Genomic DNA, 22478 nt, shown 5'->3' with positions numbered 1-22478 from the left:
ATCGGCATGGGACGCATGCGCGATGCACGTCCAGACAACGTGCATAGGAAAGTTCGACAGCTCTCGCCTGGAGATCAGCTCCGGCTGACGACCGGTGCATACAAGCAGCCTATCATTCTGTCATCGCTCGTCGGGAGCGAAGCCGATCCGATCACCGTCTTCGGTTCCGGCGCGGTGATCGGGGCTGGATTGACGTTTGACGAGTACAAGAAGACTGGCAACGAGTTGGCCGCCGCTCAGGAGGCCGGAGGGCGCTTTCCGGGTCTCTACTACCTTGCTGACAACGCAGCCCTGGTCCTGAAGAATTGCCAGTGGATCACCATAGAGAAGTTGGACTTCGAAGGCTGTTGGCCAACGGCGGTCTACCTCGAAAATTGCCAGCACATCACGTTGCGGGACCTCAAGATTACCGGCGGCACCTTTGCAATCGGTGCGACCGGCACCACCACACGGCATATCTTGGTTATCGATTGCGATTGGGTGCAGGATCCCAGCGGAAATGGACGAGAAATATGCAAGGCGATCCGCGACGGACGGACTGTCGAGAAGGAGCTTGACGGCACCCCATCGAAGCTTTGGCAAGACGTAGATTGGATTCAGGTGCATGGCGAGCGGCCGGAGACCGGAAAATCAGTTAGCATCGAGGACGACGCGCGAGCATACGATGGCGACTTCTTCCGTGCCTGGAGTATTGCGGGCTATGTCGTCATCAAAAACAACATCATCGCTGACGCATTCAACGGCATTCACTTCTTCAACCAAGTCGCAGAGTCGATTGTCGAAAGCTGTTCTCGCAATGTCCTGATCGAAGGCAACTGGTTCATCCGCATTCGCGATAATGCTGTCGAGCCCGAGCACTTTGCCTGGAATTGGACGATCCGCCACAATATGATCGTCGACTGTTATATTCCGTTCTCGATGCAAATGGCGCGATCCGGCTATTTCTACGTTTACGGAAATGTCGGATGGAATCTCCGAAAATCCGGCCCCGACGAGGACACGCACACGAGGGGGCAGTTCTTCAAATTCCCGACTGAGCACATCGCCGACGGCCCCCACTACTTCTTCAATAACAGTTGGGTTCTGCGTGCACCGCTAGCGAAGAAGATGCGCTTCTCCAATTTCGTGCACCTTAACAACGCTATCGACTACTACGAAGCTGACCCATCGGTAACGGCACCATTTGGCAAGAATTTCAACGATCCAGCTCCAGCCGGATCGCAGAAGGAAGAAACCCTAAAATTTGAGGGTGAACACTTCACAAGGGCATGGCAGCACCTTGGGATCAGCTTCGATGGCGACGTGATCAATCATCCATCATTTCCCGGCATATTGCGGGACGCGGGTTTCCCAATCGGCCCTGACGCCAAAGGCCAATCCCCCAACTTCGCAAATAAGGTGCCGGGGCTTCCACGGGGGTTGATGACTGATAGCTGGATCGACGCCGTTGATCTCACCGTGCTTCGGCCCGATGGCACGACGGCGACGGCAGTCGATGGCACCACGCATCAGATAGGTGCTTGGCAGAGAAACAATCTCATCAGGATGGAAGACCCGCTGTTCTGGTCGTACTGGCCAGGCCGACACGCACGTAGCGAGGTCTCGTGAAACGGTTTAATTTCCTGCTCGTCGTCGCGCTGGCGGTAACCGCTTTTCTTTCGCAGGCAAGCGCGAAGGAGCCGCCCAAGTCACTTCCGATTGCTGCGGCTAAAGGCTCGATGTGATGGAGGCCGCGACACCGAGGAGAACATCGTTGCCGCCTGTCATTACTGCAACAGAACTCGTCATCGGAAGACGCGGCCGAAAGATGCAGCTTCCTATGCCTGCTTTGTTCGATCCAGGATCGAAAAAGGTAGGTGGCATCCTGTCCGTTTAAGGCATCAGGGGTCCGAGGCAGACCTATTGCGATAAGTCGAGGTGGTTCTCTTTCATGCCAAGGTCGCTGGGCGAATAAACAGCCCATTCAGGTTGATCTCCGATCTCCTCTTCGATTGCCTGCTTCCAGTCCGGGGTTATCTGAATTGGAAACGAACTTACGGTTTCCTCGGTATGTCGGGCCTCGATTTCAAAAAATTCCCCAACAATGCTGTCGCATCGGCAGCACCCGTTGCTCATGTACTGTCGGTCTTGGGTCTTGCTGAACCGCTTCTTCAGGCGGCCCATTTTTGAGTCCCAAGGCAGGCGGCTGAACACCTCATCAAAGAGCGCCGGGTACTCACCCAATTGCGGGACCGAGAAGCTGTTCGTATGGGGACCGAACACCACGTCAACTCCCGTGACTATTTTCGTCCTCGCACGGCATTGCCTCTTCCAGCACTCGATCTCCCCAACCCGGATATGAGCAACCGCCCTGCCCTGTGAAGGTATTCCAAACCGGAACCGGCGGCCAAATATTGCGTCCAGCAACGCCTCGACAGGCATCTCCTGGGAACAAGCCACCCGGGCGAAATAGGTCCCATCGTGTTCAACAATCTGTGCGGCGGGCAGAGCTTCAGTCCTTGGAAAGCCCGGCTGCTTAAGCAACCAAAGGCAGCGGATTCCGGATTGGCGGTATCGTTCCTGCCTTCTCATCGTTTCGTCGCTGGTTTGGGTTGACCATTGGATTTCGATTGCGACTCTGGCGTTGTTCTTTCGCGCCAACACGTCAGCTATCCATGCTTCACCGGCCGGATTAGCCCCTGCAACCTCGGTCTTCGCGTCCCATCCGTGCTGGCGAGCAACCTCGACGGCGATACGTTTCAGTCGAAGGTGAGCTTCCGTTTCCGGCGCTGTCGCGCAATCACCAACCACTTTGTGCACGAAATGCGGCGTTCCCCGATGTGACCTCCGCAAATTGACCTCTGCCGAACAGCAAGGCATGCGAAGCGAACGGCATTTGCGGTTTCGCTCCATCAGCGCCTGCCATGCCTCCGGAGACAAATCGAAGGCATAGAGATCGACATCAGTATCATCAACGCATCGCAGGGACATTGGAATCTCTCGCGGTTTACGGTGAGTGTGCCCTTTTATAGTGCACCCAAATAGCGGCGATGAGGGCGACCATTGCGAAGCAATACCAGCCGAACATCAGGCCAAGGACCCATAGATGCTCACGGTCGCGAAGGACTAAAGCCCCTGCGATCAGCGCAATTTGAGCAAGGAGAAATCCAATCGTAGTGAAGAGCACCCAGCGCAACCCTTGTTAGTAATTTGATTGTACGCAAAACAACCACTGCTTCCAAGATGGGGCTGGCCCCGGTTTAAAACCTGGTAAATGCCGAATTTACGAAACGAGTCCGGTCTGCTGGGCATGTGGCCGAGGGTTGTCGCCCAACAATGGCCGCGCCTTCAAAAAGACGACGCGATTGTGATGCCGGAGTTGCAATCTGATCCGAATCTCGTCATCTCGGATTGCTGCCGTCATCCCTCATCGCAACACGGGCCGACGGCAGCTCAGGGCGCTCCGACATGAGGTTGTAGAGCGCCCTTTCCTTGCTTGCGGCAGCCGTGCATCAAAGCAAGTATCCGTCATATTTTTCAATCCAGATTTAAGATGCACGCGTATATTGCGCTTGGGGACCGCAGTATCCGTGCCTTGAGGGGTCGAGGACAATGAACTGGAATACATCGTCGGCATTCGCGCCGGTCGGAGTGGCTCTGCGCGGTCGGGCAACGCACAGGATCGTATGTACGCTCGGCGACGGAGCGCATATCCTCATCAAGGACTGGCCATCCGATGACGGCGAGGAATATGTCGCCGCCGTAAAAGCCTGTGTCGATGCCATTAGCGGACAGATCGCTCCGGAACAATTCAGGGAAGCGCTTTTGCGTGCGGCCGATGAAGCGGGGATCGCGGCTCTGACTGTCGTCCACCAATGATAAGGCGGGAAAGCGGCTGGCTGAGATCATACGGTCGATATCGCCGCAATCAGCATGGTGAATACTATCCCAACCGTTATCCTAAATGTGAAGACTTCGCTTTTTCAATAGTTTAATTCACTCGCGTTATGTTTGCTTGGAACAGGAGAGCGCTCCCATGCCGCGCAGACAGTTTGCCACCTACGCCAGCATACTCACGGTGGCGATGATCACATTTATCCTTGGCTTCCCATTTCTGTTGTTTGCCGTCGCACGTGCGATCCACTGTGCTCCGGATACCTGTGGAGCAGTCGGGCTCGTTCTCGGGTTGTATGGTCGGACGCTCGGTGTGCTCATATACGGCATCGCAATGCTGACCGTCATATCTGCTCGCTGCAGACGCGCTGGATTGAGTTCTTGGTGGGTCGTCGCATCGCTTTTCTGGCTGCTTGCCGCTCGCGACGTTCTGATGGCAGGCCTGAATTTTTGGGCCGTAGGCTTTTCGTTGGGAATTCTGTCGTTCCAATGGCCGGTAACGCTGATCTTCCTCTTTGCCTTCGTTGCCTTCCTCTCGTTCTGGAAAGGCTCCGACGAGAACGGAAGTGAACCACCGCGAAGGAGTTGGACGATGGCCCAGGTTAGCGCGGCTTTGTCTGCGATCATCGGTGTCGTCGTGTGCATCCCGCTTTTTGTGACACTTGCGTGGATTGGCGGACTTAGGTTGATCAGCCCGCTGAGCGCTATTATGTTTCCCGAACATTATCTCTACGTCCGCATCGGGACGCACTTCATCACCCTCACGACCGCGCTCTGGTTGCTCCTGTTGGTCTTTGCGGGCGCATTTATCCACATCCTTGTTTCGCAACGTCGCGAAAATCTCCAACTGCCCCCTACCCGCTTTTCCCGCCCGGCTTCATAGCAAGCCGAGGAGGCTTCCATGACGCGCCGCACTGACGGCTTCTCGTTTCGGCTTGTTGGAAATGACAAATATTTGAGGTTCCTGAATGCAACGTCTCTCTTTGCTAATCCTTTTCCGCGATGGCCTTCACGATTTGAACGATCTGCAGACGGCGCTAACCCGGTACAGCGAACCTCTTCGGCAGGTTGCTCCCGACCACTTGAAATTCGGGACTCCAACACTCGATGTTGAATTGAGCAGCGAGAGCCATGTTCTCATTGAATCCCAAGAGATTGCGGAATTTTTCCCTCACAAAGACAGCAGCGAAATTGAACGCTGCAATCAGCGTATCGAACTGTCATGGGATATGAAGAATGACCCCGGCCTGATGACAAACCTCGTCCTTTTTGTGCAGCCCGAGGTAAGTCGTCTTGTCGGGAAATGTTGGATGTTTGACCCTCAAGCGGGCGTTTGGTTTTAATTGCTCCGCAGCCCAATGAGGAAGCAACTTTCTGCGCCCTGATGTGACCGGCCCGCCTCGGACCAATGTAGCTGCCGCAAATCGCAGGGCGGGCGGCTACAATGCGGTTGGTCCGGCCGTGTTTGTGTTGTCGTCGAACCAAATATCGTCGAGATCGATTGGCGAAACCTGCTTGTCGACAGCCTTGCCATGAAGGTCGCGCTTTTCGTGAAACAAGCGAATCACATAGACCGAAGGACCAACGTCCGGGCCGATATCACGGAATTTCTCGTTCGCACGGTCAACGCCTAGCCAAAATGCAGCGCGGCGGTCATCACTCAGGCCACGGAGATCAAACTCCATGGTAAAGCCCGATCGATTCGACTTATCAATTAGCCAGCGGGCAAGACGAGGGTCGACGTCTGAAATTGCCAACCCTATTTGCTCCAGGGCTCCTGCCACTCCCAAGTTGGACGCGTGAACTGAGTTGTTGTCGTCGAGCGTAATGATCGCTGTCATTGATCGAATAATTCCCATTCGTTCGGCGGAACGTAGCCTATCTTCCTGGAAACACCTTCATGAAACCTCTTTCGCACTCATCGATCTCGCGGGTCAGGTTTTGCGACATTGTAATATGCGGTCCTTCATTGGAATTCATGGTATCCTGCCATGGCCAAACGGGGCTATTCATGGAACAGCGCTTTACATTCGATCAGGTCGCGAGCGTGTACAAGACCTCCCGCCCCGACTATCCCGAAGCTCTCATCGACGATATTGTCACATGCGCTGAGTTGAAACCAAACGACACCGTTCTCGAAGTCGGCTGCGGAACAGGTCAGGCAACGAAGAGTTTCGCGACCCGTGATTTGCAGATTCTTGCACTTGATCCCGGACCAGAAATGGTCCGCGCTGCACGTGAGACCTTGGCGAATTTTACCAATGTTGAACTGGTCGAGGCGACATTCGAGGCGTGGCCTTCCGACAAGGCCGTCTTCCAGCTGATTATTGCCGCACAGTCGTGGCACTGGGTTTCCCCGGAAGTGCGGTTCGCAAAGGCCGCCGAAGTGCTTTCGCCAGATGGGTCATTAGCCGTCTTCGGACATGTCCCTGTAGGACTACCCACATCCTTAGTTGAACAGTTCAAAGGAATATTCCTGCGTCACACAGGTGCCTGGGGAACACCACCTGAAGCGGGGTACCTACCGAGTGGCCCATTCAAAGGCTGGTTTGACGAGCCGAAATTGTTCGGTCCAGTTGAGCATCGGTGCTATTCGTGGGTGTGGCGGCACACAACATCGAGCTATATAAATTTTCTACGCACGCGATCAGATGTTCGGATGCTCACTCCAGCAGTATGCGAAGAATTGCTCGTCGAAATTGCGAAAGCGATAGACGGTCAAGAGGGAGAGTTCGACGTGGATTACGAAACTCATCTTTACGTTGCCCGTCGTGTTGAGCACATCTCCTAGACGCTGTTCCGTTCAGTCGAGCCTAGCGATTCCTGCCATTGATCGAGTAATCCCATTTTGCTCGGCGGATCGTAAAATCGCGCCAACCCAACGTTTGCGGTCGCGCTAACATCTACGTCGCCTCTCCGCCCTCTTCTCGAATGCCGGGAAACACCTGCTTTTTGAACCACCGTCGTGACATAAGGCGAAAGCGCCTGAACGCAGCCGTCAGGCATAGATGTGCCCAAATCAGGCCATCGCAGAAAAAGAAAAGGACGATCAGATAAAATAGCGCCGGTTTCTCTCGCTGCGTCATAACTTCAATAAATAGAACGTCCAGCTTTACGCATCAAATGACCACAAAGGACAGCAGCTACCTCGTCCATGCACATCTCGAAGCGAGCATCGCTTAGAGCAGCGTTGGCTGGGACACCGGCTCCCCGGACGAGGTCACGATGGTCGAACCATAGCGTTCCCGTGACGTCACCACGATCTGGTCGTTCGGAAGCGGCCGGGCGAGCGCCTTCGCCTCCTCCCAGGGTGCACGCATCCATACATCCGCCTCTTCCTGCGTCAGCAAGAGGACCGGCATTGCCTTTGGGTGAATCGGTTTGACGATGTCGTTGGGATCGGTCGTCAAAAATCCGTAGAGATCATCTGTGGTCAAGCCGTCTTTGACCTTCCGAACGCTCTGCCACTGCGGAACGTGCACGCCCGCGAAGAACATAAGCGGCTTGCTTTCGTCGCGAGCGAACCACGCATTCGGCGTGCTTCCACCGTCCTGTTTGCTGGCGGGGTCAGGTTCGGCAAAGCTGGTTACCGGCACGATGCAACGGCTCTGCACACCGAACCATTTCTTCCAGTGGGCAACATTGAGGTTCCGGACGTTGGTGACGCCCTTGTCCGGCTCCATCCGGATGAGCATGTCCATGTCGACGGGCTTGCCCTTCTGCCGCAACTTCTCTGCCCGAGCCTCGGCCGCCTGCTTGATCACGAAAAATGGCGAAGGAAGGCCCCACCGCGCATGCACAAACTGCTTCCGGCCGTCCGCCGTATTGCGAACGATTGGTCCAGCTTGATCCGGATTCATCTGGTAGGCGGGCATCAAGTTAATCAGGCTCTCGGCGTCCAATGCCCATTTGCTGACCCAGTCCTTATCCTCCATGCGGTAAAGATTGCACATGATCGCGACTACCTCCATTTCGCTTGGTTGATAGCCTAATCGTTCCGATCAGGACGTCAAATATTACCCAGCACACGATATTGGTGGGCTGCGATGCTTAAGGCCCCGGCCAAGAAGTCCGATGGACACCGTCACCTTCGAGCGTTTTTGTCTAATAACGGCGACGTTGCCCCTCATGGTGGCAGTTGGTAGACGTGATGCCGTTATTGGAGCACAAAAGAAGAATGCGAACCGATCTCACCAATGCAGAAGAGACCGTCAAGGTTCTTGAGGCCAACGACGGCCTAAAGCGTGTTTGGATCGTCCAGCGATCTGATGCCGTGTACGTCCTTCGACCGGAAGAATGGTATCAAGACGTGTTCGAAGGGGAGATCGTCGCAGAAGGGTGGAAACCCATATATGGCAATTTCGGACTATTCGGAAGCGCTGACTTAGCCGAGAGTGAAGCGATCACCAGTTTTGAATGGCTAGCGCATTCTCCACGTAAGAATGCCTAGTATGCGCCCTGGATTGCACATTGATCGCACGCCCTTCTCACTGATAGCAGCCATCCCTTTCGGACAGGGCGTCAAACTGTCGGCCGAGAGTCCCTATCATCGCCACCCGTGAGGGCCACTCCGGTTTTTGCTCAACTTAGGCGTTTGGCGGAAACCGCTTGTAAGCCCACCATCTCTTGGCGACAGGAGCCTTCGGCCCATCTGAAGGAAGTGACGTAAAGACCGTCCTTATCGTTTCATCGCCGAAGTCCGCGACGACCTCAGATGCGACGACTTCCATACGCTCTCGATCTTCATCGTTGAAGTCCGGGTCAACCAAGAATTCGAGGACAATCTCGTTGCCATTCCAGCCGCACGTAACAGCGGCTACTGCTGATGAGACTGCCCCAAGCAACGCGCGTTGCACGCTAAGTCGAAGTCTTATTTCTCGATCAAGTGTGGGCATCGAACCTCTGTTATGGAGCGCTTTACCGCAACATTCCGACGGACTCTTCAACAGGATCAATCCCGGTAAAGCTATCGAATATCACTCCGTCCTTTCCCTGATCAGCTCGACGTCCGCCACCGGGATAGAAGGGTGCGAAGTCCCTCGACAATGACTTGGTGCTGAGGAATGGCATCCTTATCGAAGCTCAGCCGCGCGTACATTCGCAAATCCTTCAAGTCGACATTTCCCTCACATCTGTGGAATGGGGCATAACATTCGATCACGACATCCTCCCCGGGACCGAATTTATACCAATAGGTCATCTGCAAGCTGCCTATCGGAACCACGGTATGCCAAAGCCCGTGCTCCTCGACGCTCCCCGGGGAACGACCATCGAGCTGTCTTGCCCCCTTCAGCCATTCAATCGATCTTCGCCCATGTGAACGATCATCATCGTACCCAACGATCCAAAAAGCTTCCACGACCGACTCGTCGGGTCCCGGGTTAGGCCTGGCACGCTCCTTTGGTCGGTTTGTCGCTCCGTTATAGATGATCTCTGCTTCAGGCATATCGAGGCTGGGTATCCAATATTGGAGACTGGCCTGTTTCCGTGGAGGGCAGTTGAAGCTCGTCGGGTTCGGGCGACTGGCATAGTAACCCCAAGCAATGTCGTAAGATTGCGAGCCGAGCATGACCTTGACTGGGTGGGTCAGCTCTATGAGCGAACGCCGCCGCCATATCAACTCCCGCTCACCAAGCGTTCCGCCGGAGTATCCCTTGCTGCATGGCAGATTGTAGATTTGCTCTCGCGTCTCATTGCTCGGCAGCACTAGGGCCGGAGCCCTGGTCGCCATCAGCAACATGGGCAAGAGGATTATGGCGGCGCATACCATGAGGATCGCCCAGAGAACAACGCGCAGGACTAGACGGCTCAACGAGTGGAATTTTGAGGAGAGCACGATCTAACGAACTTTCATGGTTTGAGAGAATTGAAGATCGCTCGGGCATTGGCCGCGACAGCCGCCGACTGCGTTATGAAAAGCTCGGCGGTGCTTCTGAAATCGTACGAGATGGCGAGCTTGTCTGATAGTTCCTCTGTTGCCGTGCAGGAGAGCCAAGGTTGGCTCTTCGAACGATGGTCGTGGCATTGGGCGAAATATCCATCCGGCCGCTGCAGATAAGAGTCGTTTTGCGAGCGATAGGTTCTGAGGCCGTCGGACGCCACAATGGCCTGGGTCTTCAACATAGCCTCACGTTCGCGCACCGAAGGATCAAAGCCCGGAGCCTTGACGGAAACGGTCATTTTCACAGGCTTGTCGGGAATAACGTCGGTCGGGATCAGGTGACAGGCCATCTCCGCCCAGGGATATTCAGGGTGCGGGCGCGAACAGAACGGTCGTTTGGTTTCCATCTCTCTCCGCGCCGGGATGCCATCCAGCATAAAGACTACTGACTTCAAGGTTGCGCTGCCTCCATCTGCGTCGTTGCAGAAGGCGCGTGCATCTGGATTGCTCCAGAGAATGTAATGATCGTCACTCATTCCATCGCCGAAGAGCAAGATACCAGGCGCGACCGGAATCGCGATAGCGACATCGGCAATCCGGGCAGGATGCAGGTTGTCGAGGCATGCGGCAGAGGGCGGCGCATAGCGAGCCTCCCTGGTTTTCTGCTGGGTCCAGGTGACCGCGAAAAAACTTCCGAAGCCTAAAATGAAGGCGACAGGAAGCACGTATACGGCCCGCAGCGCCTGGAATCGTGTCGTGAGGCCGATTAATACGACTCCGCTTGCGACGAAACCGCTAGTGGCACCAATCATCATGAAGACGACGAGGATGATCCCAAGTGCTAGGCCAGGCCCATCGGCGGCAGTGACACTCGCGTATTCGAATTTGGCCAGAGCTGCCGCCACGATCCCAGCGGGAACGAGCAACCACCATCGCCACCAAAAGCACAAGGCGAGGAAGCCAATGGCGTAGGGTGGGAGTATGAAACTGAGGAAGTGCATCAAATCCTGGTGCTCCGCGCTGGCATGAGCACCCTTCGCATCAACCTCCAGAGGAATCGTGAAGAACATCGGTTAAATTGCACGAAAGCAGAGTCCGCAACCGCAATGAGGAAGGAAAGCGAGCAATAACACGTTTGGGAACTAGCTCATCGAGCAAGCACTTCGAGCACGGAATTCCGCAACCGATTACAGTCAGCTTCAAAATCACCGCCTTCACCAGCGCTCATCCAAAGTGTTTTCAGTTCCGTTTCCGAAGCGTCCAAACGTTCCAACGCCACCATGATCCGCTGCCTGAGATTTGGGATTTTTAATATTTTCCCGGCATCGCGCTTGATCGCTAGTTTGTGATCGTCGATGGATGGAGGAGCGGGAAACCCTCCCGCGATTGCCACAACCTCACACATTGCCCAAAAGGTCTGTTCTGTCTCCGCCGGAATAGGTTTCCCTAAACCAGAATACTCACCAATTGCTTCAAGCGGGGTGGTGACAGCAAGAAATCCCAGCCGGTCAAACAGTGCAATCCAATCGCTCGCAGCATCATTTTCGAAAACGTCTTTGCCCCAAGTGCCCATTGGATGTCCTGTAGCTTCTGCACTAATGGGCGCGGTTTACGAAAAAATAGGAGCGACCGCAATTGACACCAAGGTCCGATCCAAACGCCGCGTTTCCCTTCTAATGAAAATTCCTGCTCTTCAACTTGAGCTGATCAATGTGAAGGTCCGGCACAAAGAAATCCCGCGATTTCATTCCCTGACGTGACGGCTCGCGCGAATCCGGCCTTCCGGGCGTGCCGTGCCCAAATTCGTCGCCCCTACCCGTCGGCAGGCGGAATGCCAGATCGCGATCCGCCAGACCTGTCAGGCTTCCCGAGAGATCGAACAGTTGCTGGGCAACCAGATGCACAACATCTCCCTCTCGCTGGATACGGCCGTTGATCGCCATCATCGAGGCCCCGAGGGCAATCCGTCGCGACCGCTCGAACAGCTTCGGCCAGATGACGACGTTGGCAACGCCCGTCTCGTCTTCAATGGTCATGAAGATCACACCCTTTGCTGAGCCCGGCCGCTGGCGCACCAACACCAGCCCAGCCGCCATCAACCAGCGACCATCGCGGGCCGACATCGCTTCTGTGCAGGTGACGATCCGGCGCTCCGCAAGTTCTCGGCGCATAAAGCTGACGGGGTGTTCTCTCAAGGTGAGTCCGGTATGCCCATAGTCGAGGACGACGTTGTGCCCTTGCGTCATCTGTCGCAGTTCGACCACTGGTTCCTGCTGCTCTGCAATCGTTCTCGCCTCCCGCTCGGCGGCCGCCGCAAACAGCGGCAAAGGCTCGTCTCGCAATGCTTTGATCGCCCAGAGCGCATCGCGGCGCTCTAGCCCTAGCGATGGCAGAAAGGCGTCCGCTTCGGCAAGCTCCACCAGGGATGCAGCCGGAACGCCCGAACGCCGCCACATGTCGTCGACGCTGTCGAAAGGCTGATCGGCGCGGGCAGCAACGATCCGAGCAACGTTCGCAGTGGAAAGGCCGCGCACCATCCGCATTCCAACCCGCACTGCATGTCGGTCGGTGTCCTCGACTGGTTCCAGCGTGCAATCCCAACGGGAATGGTTGACGCACACCGGGCGAACTTCGACGCCATGTTCCCTGGCATCGCGCACGATTTGGGCGGGAGCATAGAAGCCCATCGGCTGCGAGTTTAGGAGCGCTGCGCAGAAGACATCAGGGAAATGGCATTTGATGTAGCTGCTTGCGTAGGCAATGAGCGCGAAGCTGGCAGCGTGGCTCTCTGGAAAACCATAAGAACCGAAGCCTTCGAGCTGGCTGAAGGTCTTCTCCGCGAACTCCGGCGTATAGCCATTGCGGACCATCCCGTTCACGAGCTTGTCCTTGAAGCGGCTCACGCCTCCGGTGAACTTGAAGGTCGCCATGCTCTTTCTGAGCTGATCCGCCTCACCGCCAGTGAAACCGGCACAAACCATAGCCACCTTCATGGCCGATTCCTGAAACAGCGGCACCCCAAGTGTTTTGTGAAGCACCGCTTCCAGTTCGGGTGTTGGGTATTCGACCTTCTCCTTCCCCTCCCGGCGACGGAGATAGGGATGCACCATGTCGCCCTGGATCGGACCGGGGCGAACAATGGCGACCTGGATCACCAAATCATAGAAGGTTCGAGGCTTCAGGCGCGGCAACATCGACATCTGCGCCCGGCTCTCGATCTGGAAGGTGCCGAGCGTGTCGGCCTTGCGGATCATCGCATAGGTCTTAGGCTCCTCTTGCGGGATCGTCGCCAGATCGAGATCGATGTCCTTCTCGTGGGTAAGGAACGCAAAGCTCTTGGCCATACAGGTCAGCATACCGAGTGCCAACACGTCCACCTTCATGAACTTCAGCGCTTCGACATCGTCCTTGTCCCATTCGATGACCTGGCGATCTACCATGGAGGCCGGTTCGATTGGCACCAGGTCGTCGAGCCGCTCATGGGTAAGCACGAAGCCGCCCGGGTGCTGGCCGAGATGGCGTGGGGCCCCCATCAGTTGTTGCGCCAGTTGAAGCGTCAATGCGAGACGGCGGTCGTCGGGATTGAGATTGAGGTCCCTGACCTGCTTTTCGCCGATGGCTTCTGACCATGCCCAGACACCCGAAGACAGAGCCTTGATCAGGTCCTCGGGCAGGCCCAGCGCCTTGCCGACATCCCGTATCGAACCCTTCGTCCGATATCGCGTGACCGTCGCGCAGAGCGCAGCCTTATGGTGTCCATAGGTGTTGTAAATCCATTGTATGACCTCCTCGCGGCGCTCGTGCTCGAAATCGACATCGATGTCCGGCGGTTCATCGCGTTCCTGGCTGACGAAACGCTCGAACAGAAGATCGTTGGTTTCAGGATCGATGGAGGTGACGCCGAGCACGAAACAGACAGCCGAGTTGGCCGCTGATCCCCGTCCCTGACACAGAATGCCTTGGGACCGCGCGAACCGGACGATGGAAAAAACTGTCAAAAAATAGGGGGCATATCGCATCGTTTCGATCAGCGCCAATTCATGCCGGATGGTCTTTTCGACATGGGTGGGCAAACCATCAGGGTAGCGCACCTTTACGCCTTCCCAGGTGTAGTGCTCCAATGACTGTTGCGCGGACATGCCGGGTATCAGGGCTTCTTCCGGATATTGGTAGGTCAGCTCTTCCATGGAGAACTTGCAGCGTTCGACGATCTCAATGGTCCTGGCCACCGCTTCCGGATATCGCTGGAAGAGACGCTCCATCTCTTCTGGTGGCTTCAAATACCTGTCGGCGTGCCGTTCGCGCTCGAAGCCGACATCATCGATGGTAGTTTTCGTCCTGATGCAGGTAACGACATCCTGGAGCTGGCGGCGCGAAGGATCGTGGAAGAGCACGTCGTTGGTGACGACCGTGCGGACCTTGTACCTTGCCGCAAGATTGGAAATCTCGTGCAGCCGCATCTGGTCGTTCGGTCGGCGGCGCAGGCATAGTGAAGCATAGGCCCGGTCTCCGAAAACCTCGGCCATTTTCCGAAGCTGGATCGCGCAGGTCTCGTCGGCCAGGTCCGGCACCAGAATGCCAAGCAGACCTTCGGCGTAAAGCGCTACGTCTTCGAGGTTCAGAATGCACTTCGCCTTCCCGCCCCGCGACTTGCCAATGGTCAGCAATCGGGTCAGACGCGAATAGGCCGCCCGGTCCGTCGGATAGACGAGGATCGACATGCCATCCTGCAGATCAAGACGACAGCCGACCACCAGCCGCAGGCCTGTCGCACGCGATGCTTCCAGCGCCCTCACAATGCCTGCCAGCGAATTTCGGTCGACAACGCCGAGCGCCTCGATCCCGAGTTCCTTAGCCGTGGCGAACAGCTCATCTGCAGATGAGGCTCCGCGCAGGAAGCTGAAATTTGTCGTGACCTGGAGTTCTGCATAGCGCATCACGCAAAGACCCCGTGCAGAAACCATTTGTGCGATCCGGTCTCGGCATCGACACCGTCGCCGGAACGAAAAATCCAGTAGCGCTCACCGGTCTCGTCTTCGACCGTGAAATAGTCACGAACCGCAACCCACTCGGACGTCCGCTGCCACCATTCCCCGTATATCCGCTCGGGTCCGTCGGCACGTTTGACGCGCCTGCGCTTGCCACACCAGGTAAACCAGACAGGTGGATGGTCGGGCAGCAGAGCCATGACCTCGATCAGTTCCGGACGATCCATCAGGCGCACCGGACGCGGCCAGGTCATCGGCCACGTTTGGCCATCCTCCTTGGCAACGGGTGAGACCCGCTGCACCGAGCGTTCGGGCACATCGCTCGCAACAGGTGCCAGCCGATAGATGCGCTGCGTCCCCCTGTTTCCAAGCACGTCGATCAGGGAGGTGACATCGACGTCGGTGTCCTCGACAAGGCTGATCTGTCTGTCGTTCAGCGGCTCCACCATAGTTGCCGCAAGGCTGAGCTTCTCGATGCCAAATCCTGGATCAATCTTCTCAATCCGGTCGTGCAGCAGCTTCGTCAGCCAGACGGCATCTCTCACGGGCTTCGCCGTCCCTGCTCGCAAAGCCTGAATCGTGTTGTCGACCCGGTGGACAATCAGGTCCGTACGGCGGACGCCGAGACCTTTTGCCTGCAGTTCGAGACAGAGCTGCGTCACGAGCCGGGAAACGTACTTTGCAATGGTCTCCGCAGCCCCAATCGGCTCGGCGAACGCTCGATGGACTTCGATGATCTCAGGACAGCGGATTGGATCAATGGGTTCGGCGACACGGCCGAACATCTGGTCGAGACGGCGGCCGATCTCTGGACCGAAGCGCAAGGCAAGCGGCGCACGCGGTGTCGCAGCCAGCTCGCCGACCGTTTTGAACCCGAGCGTGCGCAGGCTTACAATCGCCTCGGCACTCAACCGCAGCGACGACAAGGGAAGTCGGGCAACGGCATCGGCCGTTTTCCCTGCAGGAATGACCTTGGTTTCCGCCGTCATGGATCGCGCCAACCCGAATGCGGCTCCCCATGTATCGGCAATGACAGCACGGGCTGGCAGACCGCGTGCACGAAACCGGTTCACGAGACCGGACAGCGTAAGCGCTTCGCCGCCTTGCAGGTGATCGGCTCCTTCCGTGTCCATGACGATCCCATCAGGAGGATCGATTGCAACAATCGGGGAATATTGAGACAGTGCCCAGAGTGTCAGGCGTTCGAGTGCGGCAAGATCGGCGGCGGGATCGGCGTCAACCATGTGCAAGCCCTGCACAAGCGCCTGCGCTTTTGCAGCGGCCATGCCAACGTGCAAGCCGAGCTTGGCGGCATTCGCATCGACGGCCGACAGCCAGCGTTTCGAACCGCCCCTTGCGACAACTACGAGCGGCGTCTCAGCCGGTATGAACGGATCGGCCCGTCTGACCCGATCCGTCGGCAGCGTCGGAAGAAATACTGATACGACCCTGGTCATCACATGCACCTATGACAAAATCTGCGCTCTCTCCTGCTTTCACCCTGATCAGTTCAGCCAGCCATCGCGCTCGGCCGACACCTGGCACCGGAAGCGGCTCGGACGGCAGGACGGATATTCGCCATCGTGTTGCCGCAGCCGTCGGATGGCCAAAATCCCCAGCCTCGGTCTGCCGCCGCCATCGTCGGATCACCAGGCCGATCGTGCCGGAGCCCTCGGCAGCAAGCTGGAGCCGCCGCGACACCACCATGGGAAGCCGAACCACCTCTCCGACCACAGCCCCAAGGCCGCCAAAACGAAGCGCCTCCTCGAAGCTTTCCAAGACGAACTCCTCTTTAATCGCTTCGACATAGATCACACGATCAGGATGGAGTCCGACCTGGGCCAAGGCCGGAGCGAAGAGGTCGGGTCTAGCAAGGCACCAAACGACCTTGCCTTTGGTTCGGGCAGCAATCCCAGCGGCGAACAACGCTGCGGCCGCACCATCAATCGCGCCTGCTCCTCCCCCGGCGAATTCGTGCAACGCCCCATAGGCTAGCCCGCCACCCGGAAAATGCGCATCGATGTCGGCCACTCCGAATGGGAGGACCGTTTTAGGGCGAGCCACGGCCCCTTCAAGGTGCTGTATGCGATCTCGAAGGTCGGAAATGACGGGGTTTGCGCCAGACTTCGCCATTCGGAGCCTTCTTCAAAATCAAGTTTTCATCTCACTCGAAAGCGGGTATGTTCTTTGTTTGTTCCTTATCGGTATGTGAGTCAATGCGCATGAATGGGCGAGTGTTCCTCGAACTGCAACCTGACCACATGCTGCTGAAGCCGAAGGGCGAATGGATTCAAGCACGTAACGAGGAAGCGTCCACAGGCTCGAAAATGTCATCGATAAGAAAATATACCTACGATGAACAGGCCGCGCTCCATTTCTATGGGGCTCCGCAATTACCATCGAATGCAAAGCGGCAACCAAGGAGGATATCGCGTGACAGAGAATGTGGTCTCATTCGAGGAAAAACGCCTGGAACGTTTAGACGGTACAGTGTTTGGATCGACAGCTGAGGAATCCAAGATTGCTGCTATCGGCTCGCAGATCGAGTTTGCCAAACGCGAGCTTGAAACCGTGCAAGCCTATATCGACCTCGCTTACACCGGAACAATCACAGTCACGATGAGTGATTGCGGTGAACCGCCTCCACAGCAGCCGTTCGCACACCTTGGCAGCATCTTGTCAAACTATGAGCAGGTCCTGTTCGACCGAATTGCCGAGCTTGAATACGAGCAGGAGATGCTCAACTCACCGGCCGATGACGAAGGATATTGAGTGCCATGTCGCAACCTCAGCCGGTGATATGCGACCCAAACCCCAACGCTGCGCAAAAGCAGGGCAAATTCATCCATATCGACATGGATGCCTATTACGCCTCCGTCGAGCAACGCGATCCCGATCTCCGCGACAAGCCAGTCGCTGTCGGCGGTTCGGAGGCCCGTGACCGAAGAGCTGCATGTCCAAGTTGCTCGCCGCAGCATGGCCGTTTGGCGAAAGCGCAATAAATGTCGCTAAACCTAAGACGAAGGCTTTTCCCCGGACCACGTTCCCGCCCGCCCTTGACAAGTGCATCTTGACTTTTGACTTACCAGATTGGCAATCGGAGACCAACGCACGGCCTGGGAATAGCGGCAAGATTTCATCCAGGATAAGCGCATTCATGCTGGGCCAAAGCTGAAGTTAAGTTCCCAAGCCACTACACCCCAGCATCTGTTGTGCCAGTTTAGCGGTTTGTTTACTCGGCATGATACAATGCCAAGCTACTTTGGAGCTGGCGATGGCTGAAACCACAATCGAATGGACGGATGCAACATGGAACCCGGTAGCGGGCTGCTCCATCATGAGCGCTGGCTGCACCAACTGCTATGCTATGCGTATGGCCGCTCGTCTCGAAGCAATGGGCGTGGAGAAATATCGCGGCTTGACACGTAAATCGGGTGGCCGTCCGAAATGGACCGGCGCACTTTTTCTCGACGAGACCGCTCTCCAAGTTCCGCTGAGATGGTCACGGCCCAGAAATGTCTTCGTCAATTCGATGTCCGACCTTTTCCATCCAGATGTTCCGACTGACTTCGTCCGCAAGGTCTGGTCGGTGATGGCGCAGACCCGACGTCATACATATCAGATACTCACAAAGCGACCTGACCGGATGGCCACTGTTCTACAGGATGGCTTCGAAGTGCTCCCCAATGTCTGGCTCGGTGCAAGCGTAGAGGATGGAAAGGTAATCCATCGGCTCGATGAACTGCGCGAAGTTCCAGCAGCCATCCGGTTCGTGTCGTTCGAGCCGCTTATAGGTTCAGTTGCGGCAGGAAGGCTCGAAGGAATTAGCTGGGCAATTGTCGGAGGCGAATCAGGCCCGCAGGCTCGGCCAATGGACCCCGCGTGGATCGACGAAATCTTCGACATGTGCATCGATGCTGACACCGCCTTCTTCTTTAAGCAGTGGGGCGGCTACAACAAGAAGAAAACCGGCAGATCGTATCGAGGCCGCACCTGGGACGACATGCCCGCCGCTGCAGCCTAAGGCCGCTCAATCTGATCATTGTCGTCAGGCTTCTGTCGTCTCGAACGGTTCATGCGCCAAGTTTCCTTGATTTCACCAGATTTCCCTAGCTCGGCACAGATGTCTCTGGCGTCGGTCTTCCTGAGCATGAACTTATCAAGCATCATTGGCCAAATATCAGAAAATGGCTGAGGACAGGTCGGCAATTGCTGGCGAAGCCAATCCTTTGCCTGGTGTTTGACGCTTGCGATCTGCGCCTCCATCGACCCTTCCGCCACGGATGCCGCTCCCTCCGCACCGAAGAGATCAGTTTGCCCGGTCTTCTTCTCTCTGATCATTTCACGAGCTGCTGCGCGGCGCATGCCGTGATCTTTCAGCGCGTCATATTCGACTTGGCGGTAAGCCTCCAAACCCTTTGGGCTACGCGTCCCGTACACAATGTGAAAATGCGTCCGATCCGATATCTTCTCAATCGGAGTGCTGAGAACGTGTGCGAATTTTCCAGCTTTCCAAAACTGCTCGGTGAAAAGTTTCATCAGCGCCTCTTCGCGCGGCAACGACGGCTCAAGTCGCTCTTTCCAGTTTAAGCCAAGAATTCCATCGAATGAGGCAAGCGTTTGGGGGTCTGATGATGCCGTAAACCTGTTGACGAAGTCGAACATGAAGTTGAGCAAAACTTCACCAGGCGCGTGCTCGAAAACTGGTCTGACCTTGTCGAACTCGTATCCGGTCCAGCCGGTCGGATCGATGAACGTCAGAGCGAAGGCGTTAGACATGGTCCGTCGGATTTGGGGCAGCGCATTCTCGAACTTGCCATTGAAGGTCTCGACAAAGAAATCGTTCGCTGCGTCGTGATGGGCAGTCACCGCAGGATGAAGCTGAGCGAACGACGCAGCATTCTCTTCAATGAAAAGGCATTTGACGCGAGGTTTCTTTCCTGACGCCCGCACCTTAGCTTGGGCATCCTTCAGCACTTCTATTGCGATCATGAAAGAGGAGTCAGAATGGTCCGGCGTCTTTGACTGCCATGGTCCTGAAAAGCCGTCGATATAAGCAAGGGTGTTCCAACCGCCGTGTAAGGTTTTGAATGCCAGTGTCTGCAGATACTTCCGCAAGATGAAACGCTTGGCTTCTGTCTGCTCTCTGTGATGATAGACGCCCGTCATGCGAAGATGGTTCCCAGCTGAGTGTTGTCGCAACCTATGACTGGACAATGATTCAGCCAATACACCTCACGGTATCCACGCTTATTTTATCAATATTTCTTGGAAAAGCTGCTCGTCAGTGCTCAGACTTGAAAATATAGGTTGTTCCTACATGACGGATTGGAAAGCCTGAGTGAGAAGCAGGCATGTCTTGGCTGTTACCGGTTTACGCAAATCAACAATTGAAGAAAGGTTTACGCCATCAACGGTTCAGCGCCAAAATGTCAAGATATCGATCAAGCTGCTTGAAAACCTCGATGGGCTCGCCCTTAGAACCAAACTGCGTGGACACCTGCTTTGCGCTCCGACGCTAGTAAGTAGATTTCCCCTAATGATCTTGGCCACTATTCGGTTTTCACGGTTTGAATGAAATGTCCGGTCTCCCCATCAGTTTCGTTTAACCGGTTGCAATTACCTCTCGACTTTTGCATCTATCAATCATGACGTGAATTGCTTGATGGAGCCAACCGTTGAGAATCGATATACCTACGCCCACTTTCCCTGAAGACGACAGACCGCGAGCCCTTTACGCCCGTCTGTCCCGCATCGACTTTTTGAGCGCATCCCCATACCGACGAGCCTCCATAGAATTTGATGGTGTAGACGCCGATCAAATCGATGATTCCAAGGACCCGGAAGGTGAGCTTTTCAACGAGAAGGAGTTCAAGGCTTTCGCGTTGACCCGTATCGTCACGACGCCGCGTCGGTTTGAAGAGGTCATGGGGGCTCCACCGATTGTAGGATCGTGGTTTCGCCTGCAGATTGAGCCGAGCGGAGATGGCTTGATAACTTGGCAAGCGCAACTGGGACCTCTTAGATATTACGCCCAAACGCGCGTCGTCACCGTTGGCGGCAGCCCTCTTGTTGACCCGTTGTCGCCGCCTTCGGGCCCCTCACCCAAATCACTGGGCGCAGCGTCTGCGAAAGAACCGCTGCCGACGAGCATTGCGGAGCTTTCGAACCGCTTCACGGTAGGTAGGAAATGGAGCGATATCGAACGAGTCCTCAAGTCAATCGCTGCTCCTACGGAGATCGTAGTTCGCGACGTCGGACAAGCCAGTTTCGTGTCATTTGTCGACAAGGAGGGGCGATCCTACCTCCATTTCGATACTGGCCTTCCTGTCTCATGGAACGGATACACAGCGCCCAAGAAGCTTGACGTTGACCTTGCGAAAGACCAGATCGTGATACTGTCTCACTGGGACTGGGACCATTTGCATGCTCCCTGTACCATCAAGGACCTCTACGATGCCAAATGGATCGTTCCCAGTCAGCGGCTGGGCCCGGGCGCTGCGCGAATAGCGATTGCGATTGCAAAGCGCGGAAACCTTTTTGTGTGGCCATACGGTGCCGCCTTCACCACTGCCGATTTGTCTATCGCAGAATGCGCTGGGAAAGTTGGAAACGCCAACAATACCGGCCTCACGTTGAGAGCTAGATTGAGTGCAGGACGAGAGGCATTGCTGACTGGCGATGCTGACTATTCAACTCTTCCGGCCACTATGACAGCACCCGTGGATTATCTACTCGTCAGCCATCACGGAGCAGCGATGGCCGTGGGCAGCGTCCCAACAGCGCGAAGCGGGACAGTGGGCTTCGCAGCGGTGTCGTTTGGCGCGGGTAACACCTATCGCCATCCAAACGAAGCAACCGAATTGACCCATTTCAAATCTGGGTGGGGAAATTGGCGGCCAACGGCGCGAAGACCTGGGATTAGGCCTCGCTGGGATCGCAAATTTTTTTAGATTTAACCCACTGGACTGCCGCCAGATGTACAAAGCTGTCGCTATCGCCGTCCTCAAGTTGCACGAAGGGCGGCAGGTGGTATGCCTCAGTTGAAAGAGAGTGCTTAGCTGTGCCAAACGCCGGATTTGGGTTTTCTTCGTCATCTGCAGATGGCCTGCCAAAGCAAAGGCACCAAGGCAACATATATCGCCGTTGAGAATTTGTTTGCTTGAGGGGGCATCTCAATCAGTCTGACCTCAGGCCAAGCAGAATGTTGCCCAAAGGTGATTACGCTCGATCAGAGCCCAAATCGCCAGAACCGATTTCTAGCGTCACGAATTCTGAAGAGAGCCATTCGGCAACGACCTCGGCGGCGACGACTGCATCCTGAGGCTTTCGAAGAGCGCACTCCCAAACGGTAGCAACGCGCCAGCCAGCGCCATTTAGGGCGTCTCGTACTCTGCCATCTCTCTCCACGTTTCCGGTGAACTTCGCGTTCCAGAACTCTACGCGGGTCGCGGGGCTAGTCGCAAATCGGCATCCATGGTGGCGATGCCAGAAACAACCGTGTGTGAATATCGCCGCGCGATACTTCGGGAGGACAATATCAGGCTTTCCCGGCAAACCCTTCACATGGAGCCGGAAGCGAAAACCAAGCCGATGGAGCGCTTTCCGCAGCATCACTTCGGGGCGAGTGTCGCGGCCACGGATGTTGCTCATCATGCGCGACCGCGTCGCTTTATCCACAACGTCCATCAGTTCTCCCTTGCTCTCGGACGCAATACCTGGGAAAGGAAAGTGCG

At 56.0% G+C, this 22478-nt stretch carries 20 protein-coding genes and 1 pseudogene; 11 read left to right on the top strand and 10 right to left on the bottom strand.

The features are described from left to right. Positions 1 to 6: 6 nt before the first annotated feature. Positions 7 to 1608 (top strand): right-handed parallel beta-helix repeat-containing protein, encoded by a 1602-nt coding sequence (locus N2600_RS04100; RefSeq protein ID WP_260298088.1) that lies wholly within the window; start codon positions 7 to 9, stop codon positions 1606 to 1608. Between the two features lie 90 nt (positions 1609 to 1698). Then, entirely contained in the window at positions 1699 to 1911 is a 213-nt protein-coding gene (locus N2600_RS34580; RefSeq protein ID WP_445944934.1) for an HNH endonuclease, read from the top strand. On the opposite strand, the gene N2600_RS04095 is transcribed toward N2600_RS34580, so the two are convergent. Beyond that, complete coding sequence (locus N2600_RS04095) at positions 1900 to 2970, bottom strand: competence protein CoiA (RefSeq protein WP_260298086.1); 1071 nt, start codon at positions 2968 to 2970, stop codon at positions 1900 to 1902. The genes N2600_RS34580 and N2600_RS04095 overlap by 12 nt on opposite strands. 621 nt (positions 2971 to 3591) lie before the next feature. Between N2600_RS04095 and N2600_RS04090 the strand changes: the two genes are divergently transcribed. The 3 genes from N2600_RS04090 to N2600_RS04080 all read left to right on the top strand — a co-directional run bounded on the left by N2600_RS04090 (position 3592) and on the right by N2600_RS04080 (position 5216). After that, the gene (locus N2600_RS04090; protein ID WP_260298084.1) at positions 3592 to 3858 is read left to right on the top strand and encodes a DUF982 domain-containing protein; all 267 of its coding nucleotides are present in this window, start codon (positions 3592 to 3594) and stop codon (positions 3856 to 3858) included. A 157-nt stretch (positions 3859 to 4015) separates the two neighbouring features. Next, positions 4016 to 4756, top strand: coding sequence for a hypothetical protein (locus N2600_RS04085; RefSeq protein ID WP_260298083.1), 741 nt, complete (start codon positions 4016 to 4018; stop codon positions 4754 to 4756). Between the two features lie 85 nt (positions 4757 to 4841). Beyond that, positions 4842 to 5216 (top strand): hypothetical protein, encoded by a 375-nt coding sequence (locus N2600_RS04080; protein WP_130658127.1) that lies wholly within the window; start codon positions 4842 to 4844, stop codon positions 5214 to 5216. Positions 5217 to 5312: 96 nt separating this feature from the next. Here N2600_RS04080 and N2600_RS04075 read toward each other — a convergent pair whose 3' ends face one another. Next, a complete protein-coding gene (locus tag N2600_RS04075) occupies positions 5313 to 5714 on the bottom strand; it encodes a hypothetical protein (protein WP_260298082.1) in 402 nt (133 codons plus the stop codon). Between the two features lie 170 nt (positions 5715 to 5884). Between N2600_RS04075 and N2600_RS04070 the strand changes: the two genes are divergently transcribed. Beyond that, on the top strand, positions 5885 to 6664 hold the full coding sequence (locus N2600_RS04070; RefSeq protein WP_260298081.1) for a class I SAM-dependent methyltransferase: 780 nt from the start codon (positions 5885 to 5887) through the stop codon (positions 6662 to 6664). A gap of 388 nt (positions 6665 to 7052) precedes the next feature. Here N2600_RS04070 and N2600_RS04065 read toward each other — a convergent pair whose 3' ends face one another. Beyond that, positions 7053 to 7826 carry an SOS response-associated peptidase family protein gene (locus tag N2600_RS04065; protein ID WP_260298080.1) on the bottom strand — a complete coding sequence of 258 codons (774 nt, stop codon included), beginning with the start codon at positions 7824 to 7826 and terminating at the stop codon, positions 7053 to 7055. Positions 7827 to 8050: 224 nt separating this feature from the next. Here N2600_RS04065 and N2600_RS04060 point away from each other — a divergent pair, with 224 nt between their 5' ends. Continuing rightward, a complete protein-coding gene (locus N2600_RS04060) occupies positions 8051 to 8323 on the top strand; it encodes a hypothetical protein (RefSeq protein ID WP_260298079.1) in 273 nt (90 codons plus the stop codon). A gap of 1400 nt (positions 8324 to 9723) precedes the next feature. Here N2600_RS04060 and N2600_RS04055 read toward each other — a convergent pair. The 5 genes from N2600_RS04055 to N2600_RS04035 all read right to left on the bottom strand — a co-directional run bounded on the left by N2600_RS04055 (position 9724) and on the right by N2600_RS04035 (position 16875). Then, entirely contained in the window at positions 9724 to 10824 is a 1101-nt protein-coding gene (locus tag N2600_RS04055; RefSeq protein WP_260298078.1) for a hypothetical protein, read from the bottom strand. A 77-nt stretch (positions 10825 to 10901) separates the two neighbouring features. Then, complete coding sequence (locus N2600_RS04050) at positions 10902 to 11327, bottom strand: DUF4259 domain-containing protein (RefSeq protein WP_260298077.1); 426 nt, start codon at positions 11325 to 11327, stop codon at positions 10902 to 10904. Between the two features lie 100 nt (positions 11328 to 11427). Next, positions 11428 to 14691, bottom strand: coding sequence for an error-prone DNA polymerase (locus tag N2600_RS04045; RefSeq protein ID WP_260298875.1), 3264 nt, complete (start codon positions 14689 to 14691; stop codon positions 11428 to 11430). Further along, the gene (locus N2600_RS04040; RefSeq protein WP_260298075.1) at positions 14691 to 16199 is read right to left on the bottom strand and encodes a Y-family DNA polymerase; all 1509 of its coding nucleotides are present in this window, start codon (positions 16197 to 16199) and stop codon (positions 14691 to 14693) included. The genes N2600_RS04045 and N2600_RS04040 overlap by 1 nt, the downstream gene beginning before the upstream one ends. Beyond that, entirely contained in the window at positions 16120 to 16875 is a 756-nt protein-coding gene (locus N2600_RS04035) for an ImuA family protein (RefSeq protein WP_260298072.1), read from the bottom strand. Before N2600_RS04035 ends, N2600_RS04040 begins: the two co-directional genes overlap by 80 nt. Before the next feature lie 300 nt (positions 16876 to 17175). On the opposite strand from N2600_RS04035, the gene N2600_RS04030 reads away from it, so the two are divergent. The 3 genes and pseudogenes from N2600_RS04030 to N2600_RS04020 all read left to right on the top strand — a co-directional run bounded on the left by N2600_RS04030 (position 17176) and on the right by N2600_RS04020 (position 18766). Then, the gene (locus N2600_RS04030; protein ID WP_260298071.1) at positions 17176 to 17514 is read left to right on the top strand and encodes a hypothetical protein; all 339 of its coding nucleotides are present in this window, start codon (positions 17176 to 17178) and stop codon (positions 17512 to 17514) included. A 5-nt stretch (positions 17515 to 17519) separates the two neighbouring features. Then, positions 17520 to 17696 (top strand): annotated as a pseudogene (locus N2600_RS04025) (Y-family DNA polymerase); the annotation flags it as partial. A gap of 320 nt (positions 17697 to 18016) precedes the next feature. Next, complete coding sequence (locus N2600_RS04020) at positions 18017 to 18766, top strand: DUF5131 family protein (RefSeq protein ID WP_260298070.1); 750 nt, start codon at positions 18017 to 18019, stop codon at positions 18764 to 18766. Here the strand turns inward: N2600_RS04020 and tcmP are convergent. Then, the gene (gene tcmP, locus N2600_RS04015; protein WP_260298069.1) at positions 18763 to 19911 is read right to left on the bottom strand and encodes a three-Cys-motif partner protein TcmP; all 1149 of its coding nucleotides are present in this window, start codon (positions 19909 to 19911) and stop codon (positions 18763 to 18765) included. The two genes, N2600_RS04020 and tcmP, sit on opposite strands and share 4 nt — an antisense overlap. A 509-nt stretch (positions 19912 to 20420) precedes the next feature. Between tcmP and N2600_RS04010 the strand changes: the two genes are divergently transcribed. Next, positions 20421 to 21695, top strand: coding sequence for a metallo-hydrolase/oxidoreductase (locus tag N2600_RS04010; protein ID WP_260298068.1), 1275 nt, complete (start codon positions 20421 to 20423; stop codon positions 21693 to 21695). A 268-nt stretch (positions 21696 to 21963) separates the two neighbouring features. On the opposite strand, the gene N2600_RS04005 is transcribed toward N2600_RS04010, so the two are convergent. Beyond that, positions 21964 to 22431, bottom strand: a complete 468-nt coding sequence (locus tag N2600_RS04005; RefSeq protein ID WP_165504779.1) for a very short patch repair endonuclease — start codon at positions 22429 to 22431, stop codon at positions 21964 to 21966. Positions 22432 to 22478: the final 47 nt, after the last annotated feature.

This window comes from Rhizobium sp. WSM1274 (genome assembly GCF_025200775.1).
GTDB classification, from domain to species: Bacteria; Pseudomonadota; Alphaproteobacteria; order Rhizobiales; family Rhizobiaceae; genus Rhizobium; species Rhizobium leguminosarum_I.
This window is presented reverse-complemented; position numbering and strand designations above follow the sequence as displayed.

Excerpts from the sequence above, each read along its gene's own strand:
- N2600_RS04065 (WP_260298080.1), bottom strand. The coding sequence starts at position 7,826 with ATGTGCAATCTTTACCGCATGGAGGATAAGGACTGGGTCAGCAAATGG.
- N2600_RS04075 (WP_260298082.1), bottom strand. The coding sequence starts at position 5,714 with ATGACAGCGATCATTACGCTCGACGACAACAACTCAGTTCACGCGTCC.
- N2600_RS04040 (WP_260298075.1), bottom strand. The coding sequence starts at position 16,199 with ATGACCAGGGTCGTATCAGTATTTCTTCCGACGCTGCCGACGGATCGG.
- N2600_RS04055 (WP_260298078.1), bottom strand. The coding sequence starts at position 10,824 with ATGTTCTTCACGATTCCTCTGGAGGTTGATGCGAAGGGTGCTCATGCC.
- N2600_RS04005 (WP_165504779.1), bottom strand. The coding sequence starts at position 22,431 with ATGGACGTTGTGGATAAAGCGACGCGGTCGCGCATGATGAGCAACATC.
- N2600_RS04020 (WP_260298070.1), top strand. The coding sequence starts at position 18,017 with ATGGCTGAAACCACAATCGAATGGACGGATGCAACATGGAACCCGGTA.
- N2600_RS04100 (WP_260298088.1), top strand. The coding sequence starts at position 7 with ATGGGACGCATGCGCGATGCACGTCCAGACAACGTGCATAGGAAAGTT.
- tcmP (WP_260298069.1), bottom strand. The coding sequence starts at position 19,911 with ATGACGGGCGTCTATCATCACAGAGAGCAGACAGAAGCCAAGCGTTTC.
- N2600_RS04085 (WP_260298083.1), top strand. The coding sequence starts at position 4,016 with ATGCCGCGCAGACAGTTTGCCACCTACGCCAGCATACTCACGGTGGCG.
- N2600_RS04050 (WP_260298077.1), bottom strand. The coding sequence starts at position 11,327 with ATGGGCACTTGGGGCAAAGACGTTTTCGAAAATGATGCTGCGAGCGAT.
- N2600_RS04045 (WP_260298875.1), bottom strand. The coding sequence starts at position 14,691 with ATGCGCTATGCAGAACTCCAGGTCACGACAAATTTCAGCTTCCTGCGC.
- N2600_RS04060 (WP_260298079.1), top strand. The coding sequence starts at position 8,051 with ATGCGAACCGATCTCACCAATGCAGAAGAGACCGTCAAGGTTCTTGAG.
- N2600_RS04035 (WP_260298072.1), bottom strand. The coding sequence starts at position 16,875 with ATGGCGAAGTCTGGCGCAAACCCCGTCATTTCCGACCTTCGAGATCGC.
- N2600_RS04090 (WP_260298084.1), top strand. The coding sequence starts at position 3,592 with ATGAACTGGAATACATCGTCGGCATTCGCGCCGGTCGGAGTGGCTCTG.
- N2600_RS04095 (WP_260298086.1), bottom strand. The coding sequence starts at position 2,970 with ATGTCCCTGCGATGCGTTGATGATACTGATGTCGATCTCTATGCCTTC.
- N2600_RS04070 (WP_260298081.1), top strand. The coding sequence starts at position 5,885 with ATGGAACAGCGCTTTACATTCGATCAGGTCGCGAGCGTGTACAAGACC.
- N2600_RS04080 (WP_130658127.1), top strand. The coding sequence starts at position 4,842 with ATGCAACGTCTCTCTTTGCTAATCCTTTTCCGCGATGGCCTTCACGAT.